The organism is Rhizobium sp. T1470 (genome assembly GCF_042140505.1).
GTDB lineage: Bacteria > Pseudomonadota > Alphaproteobacteria > Rhizobiales > Rhizobiaceae > Rhizobium > Rhizobium favelukesii.
On sequence record NZ_CP148093.1, the window covers coordinates 862,654 to 886,567 of the forward strand.

Consider the following 23,914-nt stretch of genomic DNA (forward strand, 5'->3'; position numbering starts at 1 on the left):
CCGTGGCCCCCGTCGCTCACCGCGTTGGGGGGAAGGTTCACATGGCTCAATTCTCAATGGAAATTATGCGCCTAACCGGCTCAGTTCTGCGTGGAAACCAACACGCGGATTCCAGTTGAAGTTCGCGGCGAGCGACCTGAAGCTTTTGAACAAGTTCCGTCGTGCGCGTGAAGAGAACCCGCCAACCATTTTCGACAAGTGCCAGCCCGATGGCGGCCGCCAAATGACTCTTGCCTCCGCCTGGTGGGCCGAACATCAGGACATTAGCGCCCTTAGCGATCCATGCGTCGCCAGCGGTGATCGCCATGACCTGGGCTTTCGAGATCATTGGCACGGCATCGAAGTCGAAGCTGTCAATGGTCTTGCCGGGCGGCAGTCTTGCCTCAGCGAGATGACGTTCAATCCTGCGCCGGTCTCGTTCCGAGAGCTCGTGCTCGGCGATGGCCGCAAGGAAGCGCGCTGCTGGCCAGCCTTCCTTGTCGGCCTGTTCAGCAAATTGCGGCCACAGAACTTTGATCGCTGGCAGGCGGAGTTCATTGAGCAGCAGGGAAAGGCGTGCGGCGTCGACGGAGCTGCTATTCTTCATGCTGCATCTCCCATCTCGTTCGATGCGAGCAGAACTTCGTAGCTGGAAAGAGGAGCCAGTTGGACGACGACACCGGGTATCGCGGCCGGATCGGGAGCGAACAGTGCGTTCAGGCGCTGCATGTTCGGCAGTTTACCGGCGTCGAGACTGAGCTGAAGTTGGTCGGCGAGTTCAGCCTCGCAGCCGCGGTCATGCGCAAGTGCGAGGAGCTCGACCATCAACTTACACGCCTGCTTCTCTGGCATCCGTTCAATCAAGAGGTCGAAGGTCTGCCGATACGATTGCCGTGGAAAGAGCTGATCGCGATAAACAAGGCCGAGCAGAGCCATGGGTTTGCGGCGCAGCGAATGAATGACATGCCGATAGTCGACGATCTGACTATGCTTGCCACTGGAGTGAGCGCGCCCTCGGGGCAGTGTCATCAATGGTGTTCCGCCGACAAACAGATCAAGGCGATCGTCGAAAAGGCGAATGCGCAGCGTGTGTCCGATCAGTCGGGAAGGAACTGTGTAGAAGACTTTACGCAGTGTGAAGCCCCCGGTGCGCGCGACACGCAGAACGATCTCCTCGAAATCGGTCGTTCGTCTTTCGGGCAAACGTTGCAGATGCGTTCGTTCCACATCGGTTCGCTTGCCCTTCAGCGCATTGCGACGGCCGATAATCTCATCGATGAAGCTGCGATAGCTGTCGAGGTCGTCGAAATCATTTGAACCTCGCATCAAGAGTGCGTCTTTAATCGCACTCTTGAGATGGCCATGGGAGCTTTCGATCGAGCCGTTCTCATGGGCGATACCCTTGTTGTTGCGCGTCGGCGTCATCAGGTAGTGCTCGCAGAGCTGCTCGTAGCGTTGCGTCAAATCCCGCTTTGCGTCGTTGTCGAGATTGCGGAAAGCAGCAGAGAGGCTATCCGTTCGGTGGTTCAATGGTGCCCCACCCACCGACCACAAAGCATTCTGCAAACCTTCCGCCAGGGCGACAAAGCTCTCTCCGCCCAAGATGACGTGCGCATGCTCAAAGCCGGACCAGACAAGACGAAAGTGATAAAGAAGATGATCAAGCGGCGCAGCGGCGACGCGAACGCCAATGCTGCCCATATCGGTGAAGTCGGATAGTCCAAGCCTGCCTGGCTCATGAACCTGCCGAAAGATAACCTCCTGTTCTTGGCCATGTATTGACCGCCATGCACTGATCCGCCTCTCCAGAGTCCGCCGAATTCCCTGTCCGAGTTCCGGATGACGCCGCAGCATCTCCTCGTAGAGGGCCACAGATCGAATACCTGGCGAGGACTTCAGGATCGGCACAACTTCGGCGTCGAAGATGTCGACGAGTGGATCGGGACGCCGCCGTTCACGGGCCGGCTTCTTTTGGGATGGTAGCCTGGCATCGCTATCAAGGCGGTAGGCTGTGGCAACGCTTATGGAGGATTTGGCGGCCGCAACAGTGACCGAATGCGTCTGACGCAACTTCATAAAAAGCCTCATTTGATGATCGTTTACATGGCGACCCGGCAATCGGTGCTCCTCTCAGGAATACACCTCGATACTGGGCCGGCCGCGATACACAAACGAGCCGAAAAATCTCGCCATCAGCGCTGCTGGAACTCCGGTCGGGCTACGCCCTCCCTACGTTCCAGCAGCGCTGACAGATTCTCATCTTGATTGACGCGCATTCTCATCCTGATTGTCGCGCCGCAAGGCAGACAGATGTAGTTTTCCAATGTGTCCCGTGTAGTATCCCGCACTCGCCATCATCTTCGGAAGCAAACCGAGATGGGACGGAAATGCACCTGCGCCGTTCTGGTGGACCTGGTGTGCGATCGGATACATGCCCGTTAGGAAGCTCGCCCGGCTCGGCGTACAGATGGGACTTTGACAATATGCACGCGCGAACGCGGTTCCCCGTGCGGCCAAACGATCGATATTGGGCGTTTTCGTGCCCTTGAATCCCAGACACTGTATTGTGTCCCAACGTTGTTGATCACTGCAAATCCAGACGATATTAAAATTGCTCAACACAGATCTCCAAGTTGAGAAAGGACCTCTTCCTGTCTCTCGCCGATTTGCATCAAAGCGCTCCGGCGGCTGTTCGTAGACAATCAAATTCTGATCGGATCGCGGCATTGGCTGGGAGCCTCACTAAAATACTTCCAATCAAACCAAGGTCTTGAGCTCTCCGAAGTGCAGCACCATCGCCTCTGGCTCAAAGGCCTGCAGGTCGCTCAGTAGCTGGCTGGAATGGTGGCGGGCTCCGCCAAAGGCACAGTATTGCATTTTTGCGTTGCGCTCGGCATTGAGACCGATGGGCACTATCCTCGACGAGAAGGCATTCGCTCGGAGCCACACCCATCACCTCGGCCGCTAGTGGTTTGATCGAGACAAAAGAGTCCGATTTAGGATTCCAATTTTTGCGCGCATATGCGACGATCTGGCATGCGCACAGGTATCACATTTGAGGTTTCCGCTGACGACCGGGTTCGTCTCAACGCAATCGTTTCGGCGGGCAGTTCGCCGCAAAAGCATGTGTGGCGGGCGAAGTTTATTTTGATGAGCGACGCGGGTCTCGGAACCGTCGCGATCATGGAGGCGACGGGCAAGTCGAAGACCTGCGTCTGGCGTTGGCAGGAGCGCTTTATGACGGAAGGCGTAGACGGCCTTTTGCGCGACAAGAGCCGGCCGCCCGGCACTGCGCCGCTTGAGCTTGACCTTGTCGACCGGGTTGTGGCCCTGACGCAGGAGCCGCCCACGCAGGAAGCCACACACTGGACTGTTCGTGCGATGGCAAAGGCTGTGGGGATTGCGGCATCCTCAGTCGTCAAGATCTGGCACGAGCATGGTCTCGCACCGCATCGGTGGCGCAGCTTCAAACTATCGAACGACAAGGCTTTCGCCGAGAAGCTTCACGATGTGGTCGGTCTCTACGTCTCGCCGCCGGCCCATGCGATTGTCCTTTCCGTCGATGAGAAAAGTCAGATCCAGGCGCTGGATAGGACGCAGCCGGGTCTTCCCATGAAGAAGGGTCGTGCCGGCACGATGACCCATGATTACAAGCGCCACGGCACCACGACACTTTTCGCTGCCCTGAATGTTCTCGACGGCTCCGTCATCGGCCGCAACATGCAGCGCCACCGGCATCAGGAGTTCATCCGCTTCCTCAACACGATTGAGGCTCAGTTGCCGAAGGACAAGGCGGTTCACGTCATCCTGGACAACTACGCCACACACAAACAGCCCAAAGTCCGGGCCTGGTTGGCGCGGCACCCACGCTGGACCTTCCACTTCGTTCCGACATCCTGTTCCTGGTTGAACGCCGTCGAGGGGTTCTTCGCTAAGCTCACCCGGCGACGACTGAAAAACGGTGTCTTCCATTCCGTTGTTGATCTTCAGGCAGCCATCAACCGCTTTATCAAAGAGCACAACGAACAGCCCAAGCCGTTCATCTGGAAGGCAGACCCTGACGACATCATCGCAGCCGTCAGACGAGGGCACCAAGTGTTGGAATCAATCGACTAGGAGCAGCACGGAAGGGTCCGGCTTGCGGAAGCCGATGTCATCAGAAGAAAAGAAGCGCGGGCCAATCAGGCTCAAAAGATTTAGCGGCCCTCATGCGGTGGATCAATTCCAAGCGGGGCGTTTTCAATGCGACGCAAAACGGGATGGTGAGCCAATGGAGCAGTTCGATCGGGCCCGGCGTTGCTATTAGGATGTCAGACGTGAGGGAATGAACCTCCGCCCCAACCAGTTCCATGAAGTCTCTCGGCAAACTCAAGCCAAAAGAGCTCTCTAGGTGCTGCAGTTGATCATCCCTCTCGATTCCGGAAAGCGTTGCAGTAATCTCATCGGGTTGCACGTGGCCACCGTGGGCTGCGAGCTTTGCCGAAATGACCTCAGAGGCGATGATTTCGCTTTCCGCCAGCGTCCCGTCGAAATCGAAGATGATCAGCCGGGGCAGGATAAAACCCGGCGACTTTGCTCGGCGCGCAGCCGTCATTTCGGGTCACCCGGGCGGATGACAGGCAGCGCCTCAAGTTCCTCATGGCGATGGACCACGACATCTGTTCCCTCCAGCATCACCACATCGTACGAGGGCGCCGCAGCTACGAATATGGGCTTGCCATATTGTTCCCAGTCGAGAACGATATGCTGTGCGGTGCCACGGCTAGCGGTAAAAGAAATTCCCGACAGGCTCCCGGCTGCAGCGACGTGCCGATGACCAAAAAGCATGTGCCGCACGGATGCGTCTCGCCTGAGGATCGAAAAAACCGGTCCGTTTGCTTCATATCCCCCATTCTGAAACAGGGGACATGCAGGTTGCCTGGCGTGTGGTGCATGGCAAGCACCACGGGCCTACCCTCGGCACTGGAAAGCTGCTCTTCGAGCCATTCAAAGCGGCCACCATCGAGACAACCGAAATGGCTTACGTCATCCTTCGTGTCGAGCAAGATGATGCGCCAATCGTCTAGGTCAACCGTGGCCTGAACGAAGCCCTCCCCGCCGAACACAGTTCTAAATGCACTGCGGTCATCATGATTGCCGAGTGTCAGATAAACAGGCAGCCGGACCTTTGAGAGGATATCGTGAAGAAGCCTGTAGGCGGCAGGATCGCCCGTGTCGGCGAGATCCCCTGTGATCAGGATGAGCTTGCCATCGGCGTGGAAACGCGCCACGTGGGCTAGCGTGTCGCGCAATCTTTGCGCCGGGTCGATGCTATAGAGCATCCTGTCGGGTGCGACTAAATGGGGATCTGTTATGTGAATGATTTTTTGCATGGTTCGACACTTGAAAAAGTGCCCGAATTCCGTGACGAAGTCGGGCAAGGGACGGCGGTAGGATTGTTCAGTGAATTAACGCGTTCGTGGCGGTGACCATATCTTTCAGAGCTTCACCGGCGAAAGAGCTCGACGCTGGGCCCGATCGATGATCTTGCACTGCCTCGCTAGATTTGGGCGCCTTTGCCGCCCGGGTGGACCGTACCATGGGGCGCCGAAGGGCGCCTGTGCGAACGCGGGCAGCATAGACCAGGTTTCGAATTCCTTCAGTCGCCGGACTGCTTGTCGATAGGCATGTAGCCCGTTGTAGCGAACATTCGATGCGATTTCCGTCATCTTGGCGCGCCTTGCCCGGCACGAATGACCCGACAGGAAGCCTCTGTGCCGCGCTCAGGCTCTTCATTTCAGCGGCAAGGAGATGTTTTTCTCGATCTTGCGGATAAAGCACGTAGCTCTGAAAGCCCATTGCGAGTTTCTTGCGTGCTCGCGGAGCAAGGTCGTTCGCTGCTCGTCCACCGATCGAACGAAGCTGCAGGCCCTGAATATCCGATCGCAATTTGCTTTAGCACCGCGGTCGAGCCGAGTGCGTTCGAAACCCCGTCGATAAAGAACATCGCCCCCCATGCCATCACCTGCAGCTAAAATTGACAACGTCCCTATAATGGAGTTTTGTTTCACTTTTATGTCAAGTGGAGGAAAGTTCCGGGAGGGTTGCGCCTTGCAAGCGCGTTGAATTCAGCCGTCTGAGATGACGGCCACGGCAAAGCCTAGCGAGCAGCCGTGTACTGAGTCTTGCGTGGTGTCCGGTAACGGCCGCTGCGAAGCGTAGACAAGGAGATTGTAGGCCGGAACATACGTGAACGGATAGATAGCCCCGAAATCGAACGTGATCGGAGTAGCCGACCCTGTCTCTCAAAGGGGAAGGCGGAATCGCAGGCCGCGTCTTTGCGAGTGGTCCAAGGTGCTCCCGGGGTTCGTACCGCCAGCATGCAATCGAAGGATTTGACGTGAACAAGGGAGATCCAACCGGTTCAAGCGCAAGCTTGTAGGACCTGCCAAGCCGATGAGGCGAGAAGGGGCTGATGACCGGGTGGAAGTCAGACTGACTGATAGTACTCCGAGGTCGGGAGAGCCGGCCACATGGGGAAGCGGTCAGCGGTAGTTGAAATGTTTTTGGGCAACATGGGCTCCATTCAACGGGAGACACGGCCTTTCATGCAAAGGGAAGATCAGCTGACCATGGAAACGGGACTTGAACATATAGCAGCGAAAGCTCGGTGTGAGCCGAAACTCCGCTTTACGTCGCTTGCCCATCACATCACGCGCGAACGGGTGCAGAGGAATCTGTTGAGGATTCCGCAGCGCTCGGCCGCCGGGGTGGATGGTCAGACGGTGAAGGCGGCGAAGGAGAGCTTTGGAGAATGGATAGAGCCGATGCTCCAATCCATTCACCGCCAGGGATATCGCGCGCCGGCAGTGCGGCGCGTTTACATCCCCAAGCCCGGCAAGACGGAGAAGCGCCCGCTCGGGGTGCCAACTGTTTCGGACCGGGCGCTTCAGCGCAGCACAGCTGAGGTGCTGTCGGCGATCTACGAGCAGGACTTCTTGCCCTGCTCGTTCGGCGGCAGGCCGCATCTTAGCGCTCATCATGCCCTGTCGACCCTCAACGAGGCAATCTGCGGCGGCCGGACGAGCTGGGTGCTGGAGGCGGACTTGAAGAACTATTTTGGGAGTCTGTCGCATGAGTGGCTGCTCCGGTTTGTCGAGCATCGAGTCGGGGATCCGCGCGTGATCAGCTTGATCAGGCGCTGGCTGAAAGCAGGCGTCCTTGAGGACGGGGCTGTCCACCCGAGTGATGAAGGAACTCCTCAAGGAGGGTCGATCAGCGTTTTGCTGAGCAACGTTTATCTCCATTATGTGCTCGACCTCTGGTTCGAGCGCGTGGTGAAGGTCCAGCTCAAGGGCGAAGCCCGGCTGGTGCGTTATATCGACGACTTCGTGATCTGTTTCCAACATCAATCGGATGCGCTCCGCGTCGAGGACGCTCTCCGTCATCGTTTGGGGAAGTTTGGCCTCACTCTTGAGCCGAGCAAGACCAAGTTGGTCGAGTTTGGTCGGTTTGCTCAGAGAGATGCGAGCAAACGCGGCAGAAATCGCCCGGAGACGATCTACTTTCTGGGCATGACGCTGTACTGCGCGGCGACAAACAAGGTGAGACTCAGCGTCAATCAGGATGAGACTCGGCGGCGGGGGTGTGACGAAGGGAGGGCGTAGCCCGACTGGAGTTACACCCCCGCCGCGGCGCAATTTTTCGGCGTCTCATGATCGCGGTTGGCCCGGTAGCGTCGGTGATTTTCTGAGAATGGAGAATCACCTTTGTGCCGGGTCGCCATGTAACCGATCATCAGACGAGGCTTTTTATGAAGTACCGACAAAACAACCCCATTGAGGTCGCTGCCGCCAAGGCGTCGATCAGCCGGGCGACGGCTTACCGCATCGAGAAGGATGCGCGTCTTCCATCGCAGACCAAGCCGCCGCGCGACCGGCGTCGCCCCGATCCCCTTGAGCACATCTTCGACGCCGAGGTTGTTCCGCTCCTCAAGGCCGCGCCCGGCATCCGAGCGGTCGCCGTTTACAACGAGATGCTGCGGCGTCATCCAGAGCTGTCAGAAGGTGTTCGCCGTACGATTGAGCGTCGTATCCGATCATGGCGGGCTGTTCACGGTCAGGAGCAGGAAGTGATCTTCCGTCAGATGCACGAACCCGGTCGGTTAGGACTGTCGGATTTTACCGACATGGGCAGCCTCGGCGTGACGATCGCCGGCCAATCGCTCGATCATCTGCTTTATCACTTCCGGCTGGTCTGGTCGGGCTTCGAGCATGCCCATGTCATCCTGGGTGGAGAGAGCTTCGTCGCTCTGGCCGAGGGGCTGCAGAACGCCCTGTGGTCGGTTGGCGGTTCGCCGCTCTATCATCGCAGCGACAGCTTATCGGCCGCCTTCCGCAACCTCGATGCCGACGCCAAGGTCGATCTGACGCATCGCTACGACGAACTGTGCGCCCATTATCGCATGACGCCGACGCGCAACAACAAGGGCGTCGCGCACGAGAACGGCTCGATCGAAAGTTCCCACGGCCATCTCAAGAATGCGATCCGCGATGCTCTGCTGATGCGCGGAACCAGGGACTTTGGCGACCTCGGATCCTATCGCGCCTTCATCGATGAGATCGTCAGCCGCCGCAATGCCGCACATGGCAAGCGCATCGATGCCGAGCGCACGCATCTGCAAGCTCTTCCCGATCGTCGCACCACCGACTTCGAAGAGGTCATCGTCACCGTATCGAGCACCGGCGGCTTCGCCTTGCGCAAGGTCTTCTACACCGTGCCTTCCCGTCTGATTGGCCACCGGCTGCGGGTGCGTCTGTTCGACGATCGCCTCGACGTCTTCATCGGCGGCACGCATCTGCTGACATTACCCCGAGGCCGCGCCCATGCGAGTGGCAAGCACGATCAAGTCGTCAACTATCATCACGTCATTCATTCCCTGCGCAAAAAGCCGATGGCGCTTTTGGGGCTCGTCTATCGCGACAAGCTCTTCCCCAGGCCGGAATATCGCAGGACTTTCGACGCGCTCATCGAGCAACTGCCCGAGCGGCAGGCTTGCAAGATCACCGTGGAACTGCTTGCCTTGGCTCACGATCGCAGTTGCGAGCGTGAACTGGCCGAGGAGCTTGCCAAAACGCTCGACGCCCACAAACTGCCTGATCTGGCGGCTTTGAGAGCGGTCTTCAGCCCGGACCCGGATCAGTTGCCGATCGTTCATGTGCAACTCGCGTCGCTCAATGGTTATGAAGCCCTGATCGGCACGGCCTATGCGGGAGAGGTCGCATGAAGAGCAACATCCACACAGTCGATGAAGCCCGCCTCGGCATCATGCTCAACGAACTGAGGCTGCCGACGATCAAGACGTTCTGGCACCAATTTGCCGAGCAGGCCGATCGGGAAGGATGGCCTGCTGCCCGTTTCCTCTCGGCCATCGCCGAGCATGAATTGGCCGAACGCGCCCATCGCAGGATCGAAAGACACCTCGCCGAGGCCCACCTGCCACCCGGAAAGACGCTCGACAGCTTCGCCTTCGACGCTGTTCCCATGGTCTCCAAGGCCCAGGTCATGGCGATTGCAGCCGGCGATAGCTGGCTCGCCAAAGGCGCCAATATCCTGATGTTCGGTCCGCCCGGCGGCGGAAAGAGCCATCTCGCCGCAGCCGTCGGCCTCGCGCTAATCGAGAACGGCTGGCGCGTGCTCTTCACCCGCACGACCGATCTCGTCCAGAAGCTTCAGGTCGCGCGGAGGGAGCTTCAGCTCGAAGCCGCCATCGCAAAGCTCGACAAGTTCGATCTTCTCATCCTCGACGACCTGGCCTACGTCACCAAGGACCAGGCCGAAACGAGCGTGCTCTTCGAACTCATCTCCGCAAGATATGAGCGGCGTTCCATCATGATCACCGCCAATCAGCCCTTCGGAGAATGGAACCGCGTCTTTCCAGACCCGGCCATGACGCTTGCCGCGGTGGACCGACTTGTCCATCACGCAACAATCTTCGAGATGAATGTCGAAAGCTACCGGCGGCGTTCGGCCATGGAAGCCAAACGCCAGCGCGGCAGACCCGCCTCATTCGCGACAATCAAAAGCTCTTCCCAGCTTGTCGCGGAGCGGCAATCAGAACACGATGAAACTCTTGCCAGCGACAATCAACATGATAACTTCGCTCCAACCGCGACATAAGAATCTCATCCAGATTGTCGCTCGCGTCTCATCCTGATCGTCGCGCTATACTGTACTGCTCGCGGAACCAAAAGGGTAACTTCAAGGTCGGGATGCGCACGGAGAAGTCTCGGCTTCGACGTAGTCTCTCGTCTCTGCAGGAGCTGATGCGGCAAGTTCGACATTACGTCATCAGGGACCAGGTCAGCGAAATCAACGCTGCTCTTCGTGGCCACTACGCCTATTATGGCATCGCCGGAAACCTTCGGTCGCTGCTCAAGGTGTATCGGGCCACGGAACGGTACTGGTGCCGAATGTTACGCAGCCGCAGCCGAGATGGTGGCCGCCTCACATGGGACACTTTCAACCAGATCAAAGAACGGAACCCGCTGCTGCGACCCAAGCTGCGGCTTCCTTACGGGAAGCTGCAAGCACTCGCGGTGCTGTGAAGCTGCCGAAGAGCGTAGTGCGGGAAATCCGCACGCTACGTTCTGTGGGAACCGGGGGCGGGTGACTGCCTCCGGTGACCCAGTGATTTTAGAAGCCTGACATTTCACGGAAGGGCACGTATTTAGAAAATCTTGTCTATGGATTTAGTAGATAAATCTATTCCATGGATGTGTCGACTTCCAGCGACGAGACTTTCAACGCCAATCGAAGATCACTTGGCGGACGCAACTTCCTGTCTTCTTCAAGACTAACCAGGAGAACCCCATGAGCAATCCCGTCCTAGTCAATCAGATCATCCCGGAGTCTGATGTTGTGCCGCTGACCGGCCGCGTCGGCGCCGAAATCAGAGGCATCCGCCTTGGTGGGAATCTGCCGGACGCGACCATAGCGTCCATCAAAGAGCATCTTCTGAAGCACAAGGTCATTTTCTTCCGCGGCCAGGAGCATCTCGACGATGCGGAACAGGAACTCTTCGCCCGCCGTCTGGGCGACCTTGTCCCTCATCCCACACAGGGACCGGTTGCCGGGACGGCTTCAATCCTCAATCTCGATTCCAGCCGCGGGGGCGGCCGAGCAGACCAGTGGCACACCGATGTGACCTTCGTTGACGCCTATCCAAAATTCTCGGTTCTGCGCGGCGTCGTTATTCCAGAAGCGGGAGGCGATACGATCTGGGCTAATACTCACGCCGCGTATGAGAGCCTGCCGACGCCACTGAAAGTCTTGGCCGACGGTCTTTGGGCGATCCACAGCAACGCCTACGACTACGCGGCCGTGCGCCCTCGCGCCACCGCTGAGGAGAAAAAGCATTTCGAGGAAGTCTTCACCTCGACGATCTACGAGACCGAGCACCCGGTCGTGCGTGTCCATCCGGAAACCGGGGAGAGATCTTTGCTGCTCGGCAATTTCGTGCAGCGCATTGTCGGCATGTCGAAGAGCGATTCTGCAAAGCTTTACGAGGTGTTCCAGTCCTACGTCACTGCCCCGGAAGTCACCGTGCGGTGGCGCTGGCAGGCTGGCGATGTCGCCATCTGGGACAACCGCGCCACCCAGCATTACGCGGTCAACGACTATGGCGACCAGCATCGGGTCGTACGCCGCGCCACCGTTGACGGCGACGTCCCCGTCAGCGTCGACGGGCGTCGCAGCGTAACCCATGTCAAGGCAGCCAAACCGGCCGCGAAGGCCGCCTGAGCGGCTGAACAGGAGAAATGATTATGAAACTTCGGATCGCCGCGGCGCTTGCCGCACTTCTCGCCTCGCTTGGCTCAGTCTCAGCCGAGGAATTGACCATCCGCTTCGGCAACCCCGGCGTCGGGCTTGATAACAGGCAATATTCTCATGGGGATGCTACAACCTATGCGCGGGCGCGGGACCTCATCGAGGAAGAGTTCGCCGCAGACAAGGACATCAAGATTGAGTGGACCTTCTTTCGTGGCGCCGGACCGGCGCTCAACGAATCCGTAGCAGCAAAACAGCTCGATTTCTTCCTGCTCGGTGACCTGCCGGCAATTGTAGGCCGGTCACGCGGGCTCGATCACAAATTCGTTTTTGCCACCACCCGTCATGAGCCGGTTTATCTTGCCGTACCGGCTGACAGCGATATCAAATCGATCGATGACGTGAAAGGCAAGAAGGTCGCGCTGTTCAGGGGCACAAACCTACAGCTCGCCACAGATCGCATCTTGTCGGTCCATGGTCTCACGGAGAAGGACGTCCGCTTCATTAACCTCGACACCAACGCTGCCGTACCGGCACTCACTTCCGGCAATGTTGATGCAGTGTTTGGCGGGCCGGAATATCTGGCGCTGGCGAAGAAAGGGATCGTCAAGATCGTCTACACCACCAAGGGCGACGATCCGACACTTGGTCGCAATTCGTCCTATCTGGTCGCGACCGCCTTTGAACAAGCCCATCCGGATATAACGCAACGGGTGGTCACCACTTTCGTCAAGGCTGCGGCCTTCGCCTCCGATCCGGTCAATGAGGACGAAGTATTCAATGGCTGGGCTGTGTCGGGCTTCCCCAAAGATGCCTTCGAAGCGGATATTGAGGGCGATACGCTCGCAAACCGCCTCAACCCGCTGATCGATGACTTCGTCATCGCCCGCTACAAGGACCAGGTCGCGCGGGCAAAGGCCTATGGGTTGATCAAGGGCAACGTCGACGTCGATAGCTGGCTGGAGCCGAAATACCTGCAGCAGGCGCTCAAGGAGCTGAAGCTGGAGAACCATTGGTCAAGCTATGACGCCAAGGGTGAAATCGCCCAGCTCGGCGATCTCAACAAGAAGCACACAAACTGATATGTCGCAGGGCCGGCCCGCGCCACTGGCGCGGGCCGTCCTTGGCCAATGAGGGCGATAGATGACCTTGACCACTTCGGCCAATCGGCCCGTAGAGCAAAGACTGACTAATTCATCGGGGGTGTTAGCCGACGTGGCTTACGCGATGACGTTGCCGCTTGTCCTGCTGTTGGCGTGGGAATTTTCCGCGCGCCTCGGCTGGCTTCCGGAGCAGATCCTGCCGGCTCCCAAGGTGGTATGGGCAACGATCGTCGAGTTGTGGCGTGACGGGTCGCTCATTGACCACACGTTCGTGAGCCTGCGGCGGGTTGCCGTCGGTTTTACGATCGGAGCGCTTTCGGGTCTACTTGCCGGAGCCCTCCTCGGCCTCCTGCCCGGGATTAGAGCATTCGTTTGGCCAATCTTCACCGCCGTTGCACAGGTGAACACGCTGGCTTGGGTGCCTTTGCTCGTGTTGTTCGTCGGCATCGACGAGGAGCTCAAATATGTCTGCATTGGGTGGTCGACGGCGATACCGGTAACGTTGGCGACAACACGCAGCATCGCTAATGTCTCTCCAAACCTTTTGGAACTGGGCCGCGTGTTCAATTTCACACCGCTGCAGTGGATGTCTGCAATCGTCCTGCCCGCCGCGCTGCCGTCGATGTTCACCGGACTTCGCGAAGGGCTGGCTGCCGCCTGGCAAAGCCTGGTGATTGTCGAACTGTTCGCGTCGTTCGAGGGGCTCGGTTATCTGATGATTTGGGGCCGCCAGCTTTTCCAACTTGAACTCGTCATCGCCGCCATGCTGGTCATCGCAGCGATTGGCGTATCACTAAACGCCATCCTTGAACATCTGGAACGCTTCGTCCAGCCGTGGAACTCGGAGGCGCTCCATGGCCGCTGACACATTGCAAGTCGGGCGCCTTCGAAACGTGGCGCGCCATTGGCGCCCGTTTGCAGCGTTCGCGGCTGTCTTCTTGCTTTGGCTGGCCGCCGACCGGTTCGAGTGGGTCGATCCTCGCTTCCTCCCGTCGCCCGACGCGGTGGCCGCACGCGCCGGAACGGAGTTCACCACCGGCACGCTCGCGTTCGATATCAGTGAAAGCCTTCGGCGAAATCTCACCGGCTTTGCGATCGGCGCCTCGACCGGCCTCCTCCTCGGTCTGTTGCTTGGCTTTTCACGCACTGCGGAGAGGATCGTCGGCCCAACCTTGCTGGCCTTTCGCCAGATTGCGCTTTTCGCTTGGGTACCATTATTGTCCGTATGGTTTGGTGGCGCGGATGCGGAAAAAATCGCCTTCATCGCCCTTGCCGGGTTCCAACCGGTGGTCATCAACACATGGCAGGGCGTGAGAGGACTACCGTCAGCCTATCGCGAGCTGTCGGACGTGCTCATCTTCAGCCGGGTCGACTTTGTCCGTCTCGTTGCCCTGCCTGGCGCCCTTCCGGCCATATTCACGGGCCTGCATGCCGGTTTGATCTACGCTTGGCTCGCTACGCTCGGCTCCGAACTGTTTCTCAACGTGACGCCCGGGATCGGCGGCCGCTTGAATGAGGCCAGCCAGTTGTTCGAAATGGATCTGCTCTTTGTCGGCATTCTCATCCTGGCCTTGATCGGCCTCTTCTACAACAGTTCGGCCCATTGGCTGGAAACAAGGTTACTCAGGAGAAGAACGAGATGAACCAGATAGCCCCATCAGCCGCCTTTGAAACCAACGTCGCGCCTGTCCTTGAAATTCGCGGGCTCGACAAAAGCTTCATCATTGCCGGGCGAGACGTCAAGGTCCTGGCTGATGTCGACCTATCGGTCAGGCCCGGCGAATTCGTCACCATTGTCGGGGCATCGGGCTGCGGCAAGTCCACGCTACTGAGGCTTATTCTCGGCCTGGATCTCGACTACGGCGGGGCTATCCTTGTTGATGGTGCACAGGTCGACAGGCCAGGTCTCGATCGCTCCATCGTTTTCCAGGACCACAGGCTGCTGCCCTGGCTGACTGTCGAAGGAAATGTCGCAGCCGCCCTTCGACGCAGTCTCCTGTCACGAACCGACAAGAAGAAAACGGTGCGCCAGCATCTCGAACTCGTCGGTCTGACGCAATTTTCTAAGGCCTACCCCGCGCAGTTATCGGGCGGAATGGCGCAGCGCGTTGCTATTGCGCGCGCGCTGGTCAACCGGCCGCGTTTCCTGCTCCTCGACGAGCCGCTTGGCGCGTTGGACGCATTGACACGCCTGAGGCTGCAGGACGAACTTAAACGCATCGTTCAACATGAGGGCACGACAGCGCTGCTCGTGACTCATGATGTCGACGAGGCGGTTCATCTCGGGCATCGGGTCGTGGTCATGCAGCCCATCCGGGCCGCATCGCTGCGATACTTTCTATTCCCGAGCCGGCGCGGTTGGACCGCTCGAGCCTGGAGTTCATCCGTCTGCGGGGCAAGGTTCTCGGACTTTTAGGCGTAGGAGCCGCGGAACCATCTTCGTGATGAGCGGCCATGAGCTGGAACGCTTCCTCGTCGCCAACCGGCGAAGGAAGGCGCGGCGAGCGAAGATGCAGGTCGAAGCAAACCGCTTCTCTTGCCTGATTCATGCCGCCGCCGATCACCGACTCGACGTCCCCGACGTGATCGACCCTTGGAACGTGGCAAATCTCACTAAAGATTGGGATTCACCAGTACTTGACGGAACAGTTAAACGCCGCCAATGCAAGGCATGATGCACCTCGGTTAGGTTCTCCAAGAGTCCATCAACATCTGATGACCATGGCTGGCTAATATCTTCGCCGATTGCGGCTATGCGAGCAACAAGCTAAAAAAGCGGCTACAGAAGATGGACGGGTGGACAATGGAAATCATCAGGCCAAGGTTAAAAACCTGCCGCGCCGCTGGGTCGCCGAGCGACATTCGCATGATTGGGCAGATACCGCAGGCTGGATTTCGAAAAATCCAGCGCTTCAGCACAAGCGTGGATAACTATCGCCCAAGTCCACATGCTCACTAGACGCCTTGCAAGAAATGCATATCGTTGAAGCCTTTTCGGGTCAGATTCTGAGCTCGACTTTGTACAAAATCGGTGGTGATTTCGGGGGCATCTGAGCAGCCCTGGGTGAATCAATTCGCCGCAGGGTCCCGGCCTTGCGCCATTCGTTTGATCGGATTCGAACGAATGGATGAGCGAACAACATGATTGTAGCCGTGAGCCGGGAGACGCGGTCCCCCACATCCTTCGCAAATGGCTGTCGCCGTTTCGTTTCTGGTTTACCGCGCCAAGCTGGGAGCATCTGCTGGTCCTGGTGATGGGTGCGCTCCTTTCGCCTGGCAAGCGAACGGTGACGGCCTGCCTGCGCATCACCGGACGCGCGGAGGTAAGTAATTTTGCCGCCTATCATCAGCTCCTCAACCGAGCCCGCTGGAACCCTCGCACGTTGGCGGCCCGTCTGCTGTCCGTCATTGTTGCCCGGCTCGTGCCCGAGGGTCCTGTCGTGATTGGCATGGATGATACAATCGAACGGCGTTGGGGCCAACGCATCGCCGCGCGTGGAATTTATCGTGACCCGGTGCGCTCCAGCCATGGCCACTTTGTCAAGGCCAGCGGCTTGAGATGGTTGAGCTTCATTGTTCTTTCACCTGTCCCATGGGCAAAATGTATTAAAGCCCTGCCGGTGCTGACGATCCTGTGTCCCTCTGAGCGCCATGATCAGAAGAAGGGCCGAAAGCACAAGCTGCTGACTGATTGGGCAAGGCAAGGCGTCTTGCAGCTTTGCCGCTGGCTGCCGGGCCGCGAAATCATCTTTGTCGGCGATAGCAGCTTTGCCGTTCATACACTGGCTGCGGCTCTTCCCGACACGGCCACTCTCATCACGCGGTTGCGTCTGGATGCCAGTCTCTTTGCTCCACCAGATCAACGGCACGAACATACGCTCGGGCGACCGGCGCAAAAAGGCAGGCCATTGCCGAAACTGAAAACGCTCCTCAAAGACGCAAAGACCGAGTGGCAGCGCATCGTCGCATCGTCCTGGTACGGCAAGCAAACCGACAAAACCCTTGATGTCACATCAGGAACCGGCCTCTGGTATCGGCGTGGAACGCCCCCAAGACCAATTCGCTGGGTTCTCGTTCGCGATCCATCAGGCCGTCGTGAACCCCAGGCGTTCATGAGCACCAACGTCAACCTTGAGCCCGCTCAGATCATTGCCTATTTCGTTCGGCGCTGGCAGATCGAGGTCACCTTCGCCGAAACGCGAGCGCATCTTGGCGTGGAAACCCAACGGCAGTGGAACGACAAAGCCATCATGCGCACGACCCCGTCGCTGCTGGCGCTCTACAGCCTCGTCACACTCTGGGCATGCGATCTGCTCGGTCATGGCGTCATTCCCTATGCCGCCGCCTGGTACAAGAAAACAGAGTTCACCTTCTCCGATGCCATCGGTGCGGTTCGCATGATCCTGTGGGATCAGGATATTTATCGACAGTACCCGCCAGACCCGGACATTCCTGAAACTCAACCAAGCCGCCTCAAGCGGATGACACAAGCACTTTGCTTCGCTGCATAATGTACAAAGTCGAGCTAAGACAGCGATCGCCCAGGTGGATGGATTATCTTCCTGAAGAAGGGAGGAGAGCGCTGTTCCTTTGTCTCGCATGGGAAACACAACCCCCTGCTCCGCTCCTTCGGGTGCGCGAGCCCCTCGGTTTTATTCCCTTGCCCCTCTTCTAGCGCTGATCCGCGCGCGTTCGAAGAGCAGGTACGGGGCTCCCGCCCTATTTGGGCAATGAGCTACCTGTTTCACTGAAAGAGAAAGGGCTTAGAACGATGTCAAATATCTGCTACTGCTGGACCCGGAAATGACGATTTTACCTGTCTCGCCGCTGTTGACCGTGTGAGGTTTACGGTCGGGCATGCGATCGCTTATGACAATAGGTAAATAATCACGAGATGGAGAACCCCCGAAGAATTACAACTTTCTGGTCCCGCGCTACTATAGCGGCCCAGATGGCCATCATTTCGATCGGGAGATTTGGCATGAATCAAGGTAGGTTCGGCCATCCCCCGATGGGCGATCAATCCTCTTCCCGTTCGCTAGGATCCTACCGCCTTGGTCTGCGCCAGCCTGGCGAGGTCCGGATAGCGGCGCCATCGGGGGGCGGTCCCGGGCCTACTGGTATTTCTGAGCGGTTGAGTCCACTCTCATGTTCGCCCTTTTCAAGTAGCAGGAATAGAAATTCTAACGCCCGATTTTCTCGGACGTCGAGTTTCGTATGAGTGCGTCCTGGGGAAAGCAGGAGGCACGGTCAATGAACGAGGGTTGATCATGCTCTGATACGCGGGTTGGTTACCGCAGGACCTGATGCGTCGCGGAGCTTCCTCTGTCTAGGATGCAGCGTCGGAACGTTACCGGCTGATAGTGGAAACGAGGGGTCTCCTGCCGTGACCATGCCCCCAGCCTTGCCCAGGTGCACATGGCTTTCTGATCGGTTCTCTTCCTCCTCGATGATCTAGACTTTGGCGGCGTTCAACGGGGCGCGACCTGACATGCAATCTCCCAGACGAAGCCCGATAGTTCGCGCGCAATCGCCGTAGTCACCGTCGTTGCTGGCTTTCCGGCCTTGGTGAGCTTTCGATAGCGACTGCACACTCGCATTTGTGCTTTCCACGCCGTATCGCGGATCGTTTTTGGAAGCTGCTCCTGGCGCAGCAATTGTTCGCGACTAATTCTCGCTGGAAACCGGTAACTCCAGGCCGCTTCAATCAGCATGCGACGCGCAGTTCCGTTCCCTGCCTTTGTAATACCACCTTGACGTCGAGTTCCGCCGCTCGAATGCTCCGATGGTACAAGCCCCAGATAGGCCATCAGTTGACGCGGATTTGTAAAGCGACTGATATCGCCAATTCGGCAATCGTCGTGGCGGCGGTCACCAGAGCCATGCCACGCAACGATTGCAGCGCATGGACGACTGGGGCCAATGACCAATCGCTCAACATGATCTCGATTTGCTTCGTCAGCCGATCGCGCCGGTCCGTAGCAGCCTCGATAGTCGCGATATGATCCTCCAGCACAATGTGGTGGACCGGTTGTTCGAAGCGTAGGCCCGCCAGCCAACGGCGGTGCATCTGCGTCCAGGCCGGACGGCCATAATTGCAGCCATGGCGCAGTAGCAATCCACTGAGTTGCTGGCGAGCCTGTCGTAGACTGCGCACGGCAGCCAAGCGCGCCCGCACCAGATCGCGCATCGCCTCATGTGCGGTATCTGGTATCCAAACAGCGCTCAGCTCCCCGGCGCGATGAAGCCTAGCCAGATTGTTGGCATCCCGCCGGTCTGTCTTGATGCGATCGCCAGGCTTTCGAGGAATCAAAGACGGAGCGACGACCACGCAGTCATGACCTGCGGCAGACAGCTGCCGCTGAATGCCGTAGCCGCAGGGTCCTGCTTCGTAGCAGAACTTCAGTGTCCGCCCCGGCTGCGAAAGCCTCGACAGCATATGCGCCAGAGCTGCAGGGTTATTTACAATCTGGCCGAATGCACGCACGTCGCCCACCGCCATCGGCAAGTGCCACCGCGATCGTCTCTTTGTGAACATCCAATCCGACATATGTGATAGTCTCTTCCACGGCCCGTCTCCTATGCATGAGGCTCTGTGCGAGGATAACTCACGCAACCCTCGATGCCTGCATATTGTGAGACGGGTCGCCCGGTCCCAGGCGAACATTTAGTCTAGCAGGCTGTTGAAAAAGGCCCTGGTGTGAAGACTTTGGTCGTGATTGATTGGCTTTGTCGAGATTCGGAGTTGATGGATGCGCGGCGGCGATGTTAGAACGGTCAACTCTTCAGCTATGTCGATCTGGAGGATCGCGTTCGCAAAGATCATCCGCTACGGGCAATTCGCCGGATTGTGAACGATGCGCTCGTTTCACTGGAAGGGGAGTTCGCTGCGCTTTATTCGCCAATTGGGCGACCATCAATTGCGCCTGAGAAGCTTCTCCGTGCCATGCTTTTGCAAGCGTTCTATTCGATCCGTTCCGAGCGACTTTTGATGGAGCGATTGGAATACGACCTTCTATTCCGCTGGTTCGTCGACATTGGTATTGATGATCCAGCTTGGGACCATTCGGTGTTTTCGAAGAACCGCGACCGCTTGCTGAAAGGTGACATCGCCGCGAAGTTCCTGGGCGCAATTCTTTCGGTCCCACAAAGCGGGAGCAGTCCGGCGATGCAATGGCAGGCGTTGCCGGAGGACGCGTGTCAGACCCTCACGGCTCTCATAGTGCGACTACTTGTAAACCACGCAAACGGCGAGAGCGCCTCGCAGCAGTCGGAGGCTGGTTACGATGCATGCGAATCGGGCCACACCACTTGGAACGCAAGACCATCCTGTATGTCCGCCAGTCCTCGGCCCGTCACGCTCTGCACAATTGCGAAAGCAGCGTCTTGCAATATGCGATGCGCGGCCGCCTGACAGCACTTGGATGGTCGCGTATCGACACGGTGGATGACGATCTTGGCCGTTCGCTGGTCAACGGTCTGGAGCCCAGAGCAGGTTGCGCATAGGCGTAGGCCCGATTCCCCGAAGATCCGGGCCATGCACATCAGCCATGATGGCATTTACCAAGCGCTGTAGGGGACGTCGGCACTGCGTTGGGAGTTAGGCGCCAGCTGCGGTCCGGACGCGCTTTGCGCATGCCTCGGCAACGATACGCAGTTAAGTTTGCCAACGCGCGTCAGCCAGCGTTTTCCTCAGCATTAATGTGAAATGGACACGGCAACATCCGGGACATGGATGCCTGCTATCAACAAAATCGATTTCTTCAGTCGCCAGGCAGAGCATAATAGTGGGCATGTGGCATCGTGGCATGCGTCAAAAGGAGCATACAAATAATGAATTTCACTTCCCCGATCAAAATTCCAGGTAGCCCTGAGTTGCTTGATGACCTGACTCCCCCCGACCTGGACCCCAAGCCCATCGGCTCCGTGGCGGGGCCTTTCAACCCCGACCCGGGGTCCTGGATGGGGCCCGATCGGCCCGATCTCCCCGAACCCGACTACCCCGACCCGGACCCCGAACCCTGGCCCGACCACCCCGATCTCCCCGAACCCGACCACGGCTCCGCCCCTGACAGACCCGTAAACTTGGGGGCCGGCAACAACATATTCGTGGGGACCAATGGCGATGACCGCATTTGGGCCAACGGCGGCAACGACTGGATCTTCGCTGGGCCAGGCAACGACAGTGTTTTTGGGGGGCCCGGTAACGACACGCTCTATGGCAACTACTCGTATTCGTCGTCTCGCGGTGTCGGCTCAGAGGGGGATGACGATCTTCTCGATGGCGGCGACGGCGACGATCGCCTTGTCGCCGGTGACGGTATAGATACTCTGACTGGCGGCGCTGATCACGACCGGTTCGTATTCACGTTCAATGACCCGATGTCCGGACCCTCGTTCGAGCGCCTGCCCGGCACCAGACTTACGGATTTCAACCCGACCGAGGACAAAATCGTACTGGACGCTGCTGACTTCGACTCTTTTGGCCGACCACTCTCGGAGCAGGGAACCGTTGGGAACTTCATCAACGGCCGGAGCCCTATTTTTTTCACCGATCGAAGCTTCGCATCTGCCTCTGAGGCCGCAAACGCTGCTTCTCACGAAGTTCGCGGCGACATCTTGGTTTACTGCGATGCTAACGGAAGCGGCGCAGTTCTGGCCTATGTTGACGGTGAAAACACCGCCCATGAGTTCGGCTATCTGGAAAATAAGACTATGGCTGACTTAGCCTCTATGACCTCGAATAATTTCGAGTACTGCTGACCGGTAGTTCCGCACGGGAGCACCCCAGCGCTTCCCTCTCTCTGAACAGAGGCTCCCCGAGGAGCCTCTGTTCTCATGGCGTCAACGAGGTTCTTCGGCTTTCCAGTCGGTTTCAAGCGTCGCCTCGATCGAGATGAAGAAAGACACTTCAAAGCGATCCTGAGCACAAGTTTATCGTTACTGAAAAGATTACTGGAGGTCTCGCCAATTCGATCCTGCCGAAGACGTCGCGTTTACGAGCCTACATCAGGACGTCTCCCGCCTTACGCCTGCAGGAATAGGATATTTTTTGTTGCGCAGTAATCTCAATCGGCCACAGGTCTTTTTTGTGGCGGCGCTTTCTTCGATGAAGAAGGCCGTTTCTGGCCTGGCCATGACTAGCTAGTGCCCGTCCATAAACGGTAAACTGCTGAAATTATTGTAGGAATCGCGATATCTCCGCGGGCAAAGCCCGGCGGTTTCAGGTATACTTTAGATCAAGCTACTGATTCTAAAGACAAACCCGTAACCGCCGGAGCCGACAATGCGCCAAGAACGCACCGTCCAATCCAGTATATTCGATCTTTTTGCCGGGCACGAGATCGGCCGTGAATTGAAGGCGATGTCGCAATGGCTGGATGAGCATCGCGATCTGCTCGGGCTGGTGACGCGGGACCTGCGCCGGCATGGTCTCAAGGAGACCGGTCGCGAGGGGCTGCCGGCCGAGGCTGTGCTGCGCTGCGCGCTGCTCAAGCAGCATCGCCAGTTGAGTTATCAGGAACTGGCCTTCCATCTCGAAGACTCCGCCTCGTTCCGGGCCTTTGCCCGGCTGCCGTGGAGTTGGAGCCCGAAGAAATCGGTCTTGCACAAGACGATCAGCGCGATCCGGGCGCAAACCTTTGAAGAGATCAACCGGGTGCTGCTGGCGAGCGCCAAGCGGGAGAAGCTGGAAAATGGCAAGGTCGTGCGTGTGGACAGCACCGTCACCGCGGCACTGATCCATGAGCCGAGCGACAGCAGCCTGTTATGGGACGCCGTGCGGGTGATGGTGCGACTGTTGCAGCAGGCCGAGGCACTGGGTAGCGCCATTCCATGGCACGACCATCGCCGCGCGGCAAAGAAGCGGGCTCGGGCGATCGAATATACCCGCGGCCGTCCCAAACGGGTGAAGCACTACCGCGCACTGCTCAAGATCACGCGCACGACCTTGAGTTATCTGCAGCAGGCGAGCGAACAGTTGCCCCAGACGGCGGGCCCGGCCGGCGAACTGTGGCAGGCCCAGCTCCGCCACTACCGGCCACTGATCGCACGGATCCTCGCCCAGACCGAACGGCGGGTCCTGGCCGGGCAGCCGGTCCCGGCCGGCGAGAAGCTGGTGAGCCTGTTCGAGCCGCATGCCGACATCATCGTCAAGGGCAGCCGCGACGTCGACTACGGCCACAAACTCAATCTGACGACCGGCAGAAGCGGACTGGTCCTCGACCTCGTCGTCGAAACCGGCAACCCGGCCGACAGCGAGCGCTTGCTGCCGATGCTGGAACGCCACATCGCCTTTTATGGCCAGGCGCCGCGTCAGTCGGCAGCCGACGGCGGCTATGCCAGCCGCGCCAATCTGCGCGGAGCCAAAGCCTGCGGCGTCCGCGACATGGCCTTCCACAAGAAGTCCGGCCTCCGCATCGAAGACATGGTCACAAGCCGCTGGGTCTATCGCAGGCTGCGCAACTTCCGCGCCGGCATCGAGGCCGGCATCTCTTGTCTGAAACGCGCTTATGGCTTGGGGCGCTGCACCTGGCGCGGCCTCGACCACTTTAAGGCTTATGTCTGGTCCTCGGTGGTCGCTTACAATCTCGCCCTCTTCGCCCGCCTCAGGCCGACCTGACACCCCTCATCCGGCAGCGTTCAGAGCACACCCGGCGAGCGGTGGCCGATACCTCATGACCCCATTGCCACCAGATCGCGCTTCGCGCCATAACCTGCAGGGTTCTGTGCCATCACCCGTCCCAACAAACATCCTTCAGTGGACAAGCAACCTTGAAAACCCCAGAAAAACAGGCGTTTATGGACGGGCACTAGTTAGTCACCGCTTTATTTGTGATTCAACACACGCGCTGTAGCTATACCCGCAACGATTGTTAACGCAGTAAGTGCGGCAGCAACAAGTCCGAAAACTGCCCAAAAACACCCCCCGGAAGTTGCAGAAGCTTCTTCGGGAACCAATTCGGTTACGCTATATAACGACATATCAGAGTTCATTGTTGTCTCCATTCCTAACGCCGATGGCT

20 protein-coding genes and 5 pseudogenes are annotated in these 23,914 nt (G+C 58.4%); 17 read left to right on the forward strand and 8 right to left on the reverse strand.

The window, feature by feature from the left end; genetic code table 11:
• Positions 1-103 precede the first annotated feature (103 nt).
• The 4 genes and pseudogenes from WGT02_RS34005 to WGT02_RS34020 form a co-directional block, all read right to left on the reverse strand.
• A pseudogene (locus WGT02_RS34005) lies at positions 104-586 on the reverse strand (ATP-binding protein); the annotation flags it as partial.
• Positions 583-2,067 (reverse strand): IS21 family transposase, encoded by a 1,485-nt coding sequence (gene istA / locus WGT02_RS34010; protein WP_208244988.1) that lies wholly within the window; start codon positions 2,065-2,067, stop codon positions 583-585. The pseudogene WGT02_RS34005 and the gene istA (WGT02_RS34010), both read right to left, overlap by 4 nt.
• Before the next feature lie 168 nt (positions 2,068-2,235).
• Positions 2,236-2,706, reverse strand: coding sequence for a sulfatase-like hydrolase/transferase (locus tag WGT02_RS34015; RefSeq protein WP_225040336.1), 471 nt, complete (start codon positions 2,704-2,706; stop codon positions 2,236-2,238).
• A 30-nt stretch (positions 2,707-2,736) separates the two neighbouring features.
• A complete protein-coding gene (locus WGT02_RS34020; protein WP_208246360.1) occupies positions 2,737-2,892 on the reverse strand; it encodes a hypothetical protein in 156 nt (51 codons plus the stop codon).
• Between the two features lie 123 nt (positions 2,893-3,015).
• Here WGT02_RS34020 and WGT02_RS34025 point away from each other — a divergent pair, with 123 nt between their 5' ends.
• A complete protein-coding gene (locus WGT02_RS34025) occupies positions 3,016-4,095 on the forward strand; it encodes an IS630 family transposase (protein WP_037069542.1) in 1,080 nt (359 codons plus the stop codon).
• Positions 4,096-4,135: 40 nt separating this feature from the next.
• On the opposite strand, the gene WGT02_RS34030 is transcribed toward WGT02_RS34025, so the two are convergent.
• Complete coding sequence (locus WGT02_RS34030) at positions 4,136-4,573, reverse strand: HAD hydrolase-like protein (RefSeq protein ID WP_208246362.1); 438 nt, start codon at positions 4,571-4,573, stop codon at positions 4,136-4,138.
• A 106-nt stretch (positions 4,574-4,679) separates the two neighbouring features.
• A complete protein-coding gene (locus WGT02_RS34035) occupies positions 4,680-5,351 on the reverse strand; it encodes a metallophosphoesterase (RefSeq protein WP_225040334.1) in 672 nt (223 codons plus the stop codon).
• Between the two features lie 1,215 nt (positions 5,352-6,566).
• Between WGT02_RS34035 and WGT02_RS34040 the strand changes: the two genes are divergently transcribed.
• The 12 genes and pseudogenes from WGT02_RS34040 to WGT02_RS34095 all read left to right on the forward strand — a co-directional run bounded on the left by WGT02_RS34040 (position 6,567) and on the right by WGT02_RS34095 (position 17,401).
• Positions 6,567-7,625: a reverse transcriptase domain-containing protein gene (locus WGT02_RS34040; RefSeq protein WP_375679738.1), complete on the forward strand. Its 1,059-nt coding sequence runs from the start codon at positions 6,567-6,569 to the stop codon at positions 7,623-7,625.
• 146 nt (positions 7,626-7,771) lie between these two features.
• Complete coding sequence (gene istA / locus WGT02_RS34045; RefSeq protein ID WP_208245170.1) at positions 7,772-9,244, forward strand: IS21 family transposase; 1,473 nt, start codon at positions 7,772-7,774, stop codon at positions 9,242-9,244.
• Positions 9,241-10,137, forward strand: coding sequence for an IS21-like element helper ATPase IstB (istB, locus tag WGT02_RS34050; protein WP_208245168.1), 897 nt, complete (start codon positions 9,241-9,243; stop codon positions 10,135-10,137). The genes istA (WGT02_RS34045) and istB overlap by 4 nt, the downstream gene beginning before the upstream one ends.
• Positions 10,138-10,229: 92 nt before the next feature.
• Positions 10,230-10,565, forward strand: coding sequence for a hypothetical protein (locus WGT02_RS34055; protein ID WP_225040257.1), 336 nt, complete (start codon positions 10,230-10,232; stop codon positions 10,563-10,565).
• 265 nt (positions 10,566-10,830) lie between these two features.
• A complete protein-coding gene (locus WGT02_RS34060; RefSeq protein WP_208245690.1) occupies positions 10,831-11,760 on the forward strand; it encodes a TauD/TfdA family dioxygenase in 930 nt (309 codons plus the stop codon).
• A 23-nt stretch (positions 11,761-11,783) separates the two neighbouring features.
• On the forward strand, positions 11,784-12,869 hold the full coding sequence (locus WGT02_RS34065) for an ABC transporter substrate-binding protein (protein ID WP_024318922.1): 1,086 nt from the start codon (positions 11,784-11,786) through the stop codon (positions 12,867-12,869).
• Between the two features lie 145 nt (positions 12,870-13,014).
• Positions 13,015-13,755 (forward strand): ABC transporter permease, encoded by a 741-nt coding sequence (locus WGT02_RS34070; RefSeq protein ID WP_225040330.1) that lies wholly within the window; start codon positions 13,015-13,017, stop codon positions 13,753-13,755.
• A complete protein-coding gene (locus WGT02_RS34075; RefSeq protein ID WP_208246366.1) occupies positions 13,745-14,533 on the forward strand; it encodes an ABC transporter permease in 789 nt (262 codons plus the stop codon). The genes WGT02_RS34070 and WGT02_RS34075 overlap by 11 nt, the downstream gene beginning before the upstream one ends.
• Positions 14,530-15,306 carry an ABC transporter ATP-binding protein gene (locus tag WGT02_RS34080; RefSeq protein WP_208245696.1) on the forward strand — a complete coding sequence of 259 codons (777 nt, stop codon included), beginning with the start codon at positions 14,530-14,532 and terminating at the stop codon, positions 15,304-15,306. The genes WGT02_RS34075 and WGT02_RS34080 overlap by 4 nt, the downstream gene beginning before the upstream one ends.
• A 25-nt stretch (positions 15,307-15,331) precedes the next feature.
• Positions 15,332-15,565, forward strand: a complete 234-nt coding sequence (locus WGT02_RS34085; protein ID WP_208245698.1) for a hypothetical protein — start codon at positions 15,332-15,334, stop codon at positions 15,563-15,565.
• Positions 15,566-15,609: 44 nt separating this feature from the next.
• Positions 15,610-15,877: pseudogene (locus WGT02_RS34090) on the forward strand (IS5/IS1182 family transposase); the annotation flags it as partial.
• Positions 15,878-16,018: 141 nt separating this feature from the next.
• Positions 16,019-17,401 carry a transposase gene (locus WGT02_RS34095; RefSeq protein ID WP_208245700.1) on the forward strand — a complete coding sequence of 461 codons (1,383 nt, stop codon included), beginning with the start codon at positions 16,019-16,021 and terminating at the stop codon, positions 17,399-17,401.
• Positions 17,402-18,361: 960 nt separating this feature from the next.
• Here the strand turns inward: WGT02_RS34095 and WGT02_RS34100 are convergent.
• Positions 18,362-19,459 (reverse strand): annotated as a pseudogene (locus WGT02_RS34100) (IS110 family transposase).
• 183 nt (positions 19,460-19,642) lie between these two features.
• Between WGT02_RS34100 and WGT02_RS34105 the strand changes: the two are divergent.
• The 4 genes and pseudogenes from WGT02_RS34105 to WGT02_RS34120 form a co-directional block, all read left to right on the forward strand.
• A pseudogene (locus WGT02_RS34105) lies at positions 19,643-20,040 on the forward strand (transposase); the annotation flags it as partial.
• A 140-nt stretch (positions 20,041-20,180) separates the two neighbouring features.
• Positions 20,181-20,387 (forward strand): annotated as a pseudogene (locus WGT02_RS34110) (ATP-binding protein); the annotation flags it as partial.
• 336 nt (positions 20,388-20,723) lie between these two features.
• Positions 20,724-21,653 carry a calcium-binding protein gene (locus WGT02_RS34115; protein WP_208245702.1) on the forward strand — a complete coding sequence of 310 codons (930 nt, stop codon included), beginning with the start codon at positions 20,724-20,726 and terminating at the stop codon, positions 21,651-21,653.
• A 523-nt stretch (positions 21,654-22,176) separates the two neighbouring features.
• On the forward strand, positions 22,177-23,511 hold the full coding sequence (locus WGT02_RS34120; RefSeq protein ID WP_208245704.1) for an ISNCY family transposase: 1,335 nt from the start codon (positions 22,177-22,179) through the stop codon (positions 23,509-23,511).
• Between the two features lie 206 nt (positions 23,512-23,717).
• Here the strand turns inward: WGT02_RS34120 and WGT02_RS34125 are convergent, their stop codons facing one another.
• Positions 23,718-23,885: a hypothetical protein gene (locus WGT02_RS34125; RefSeq protein ID WP_208245706.1), complete on the reverse strand. Its 168-nt coding sequence runs from the start codon at positions 23,883-23,885 to the stop codon at positions 23,718-23,720.
• Positions 23,886-23,914: the final 29 nt, after the last annotated feature.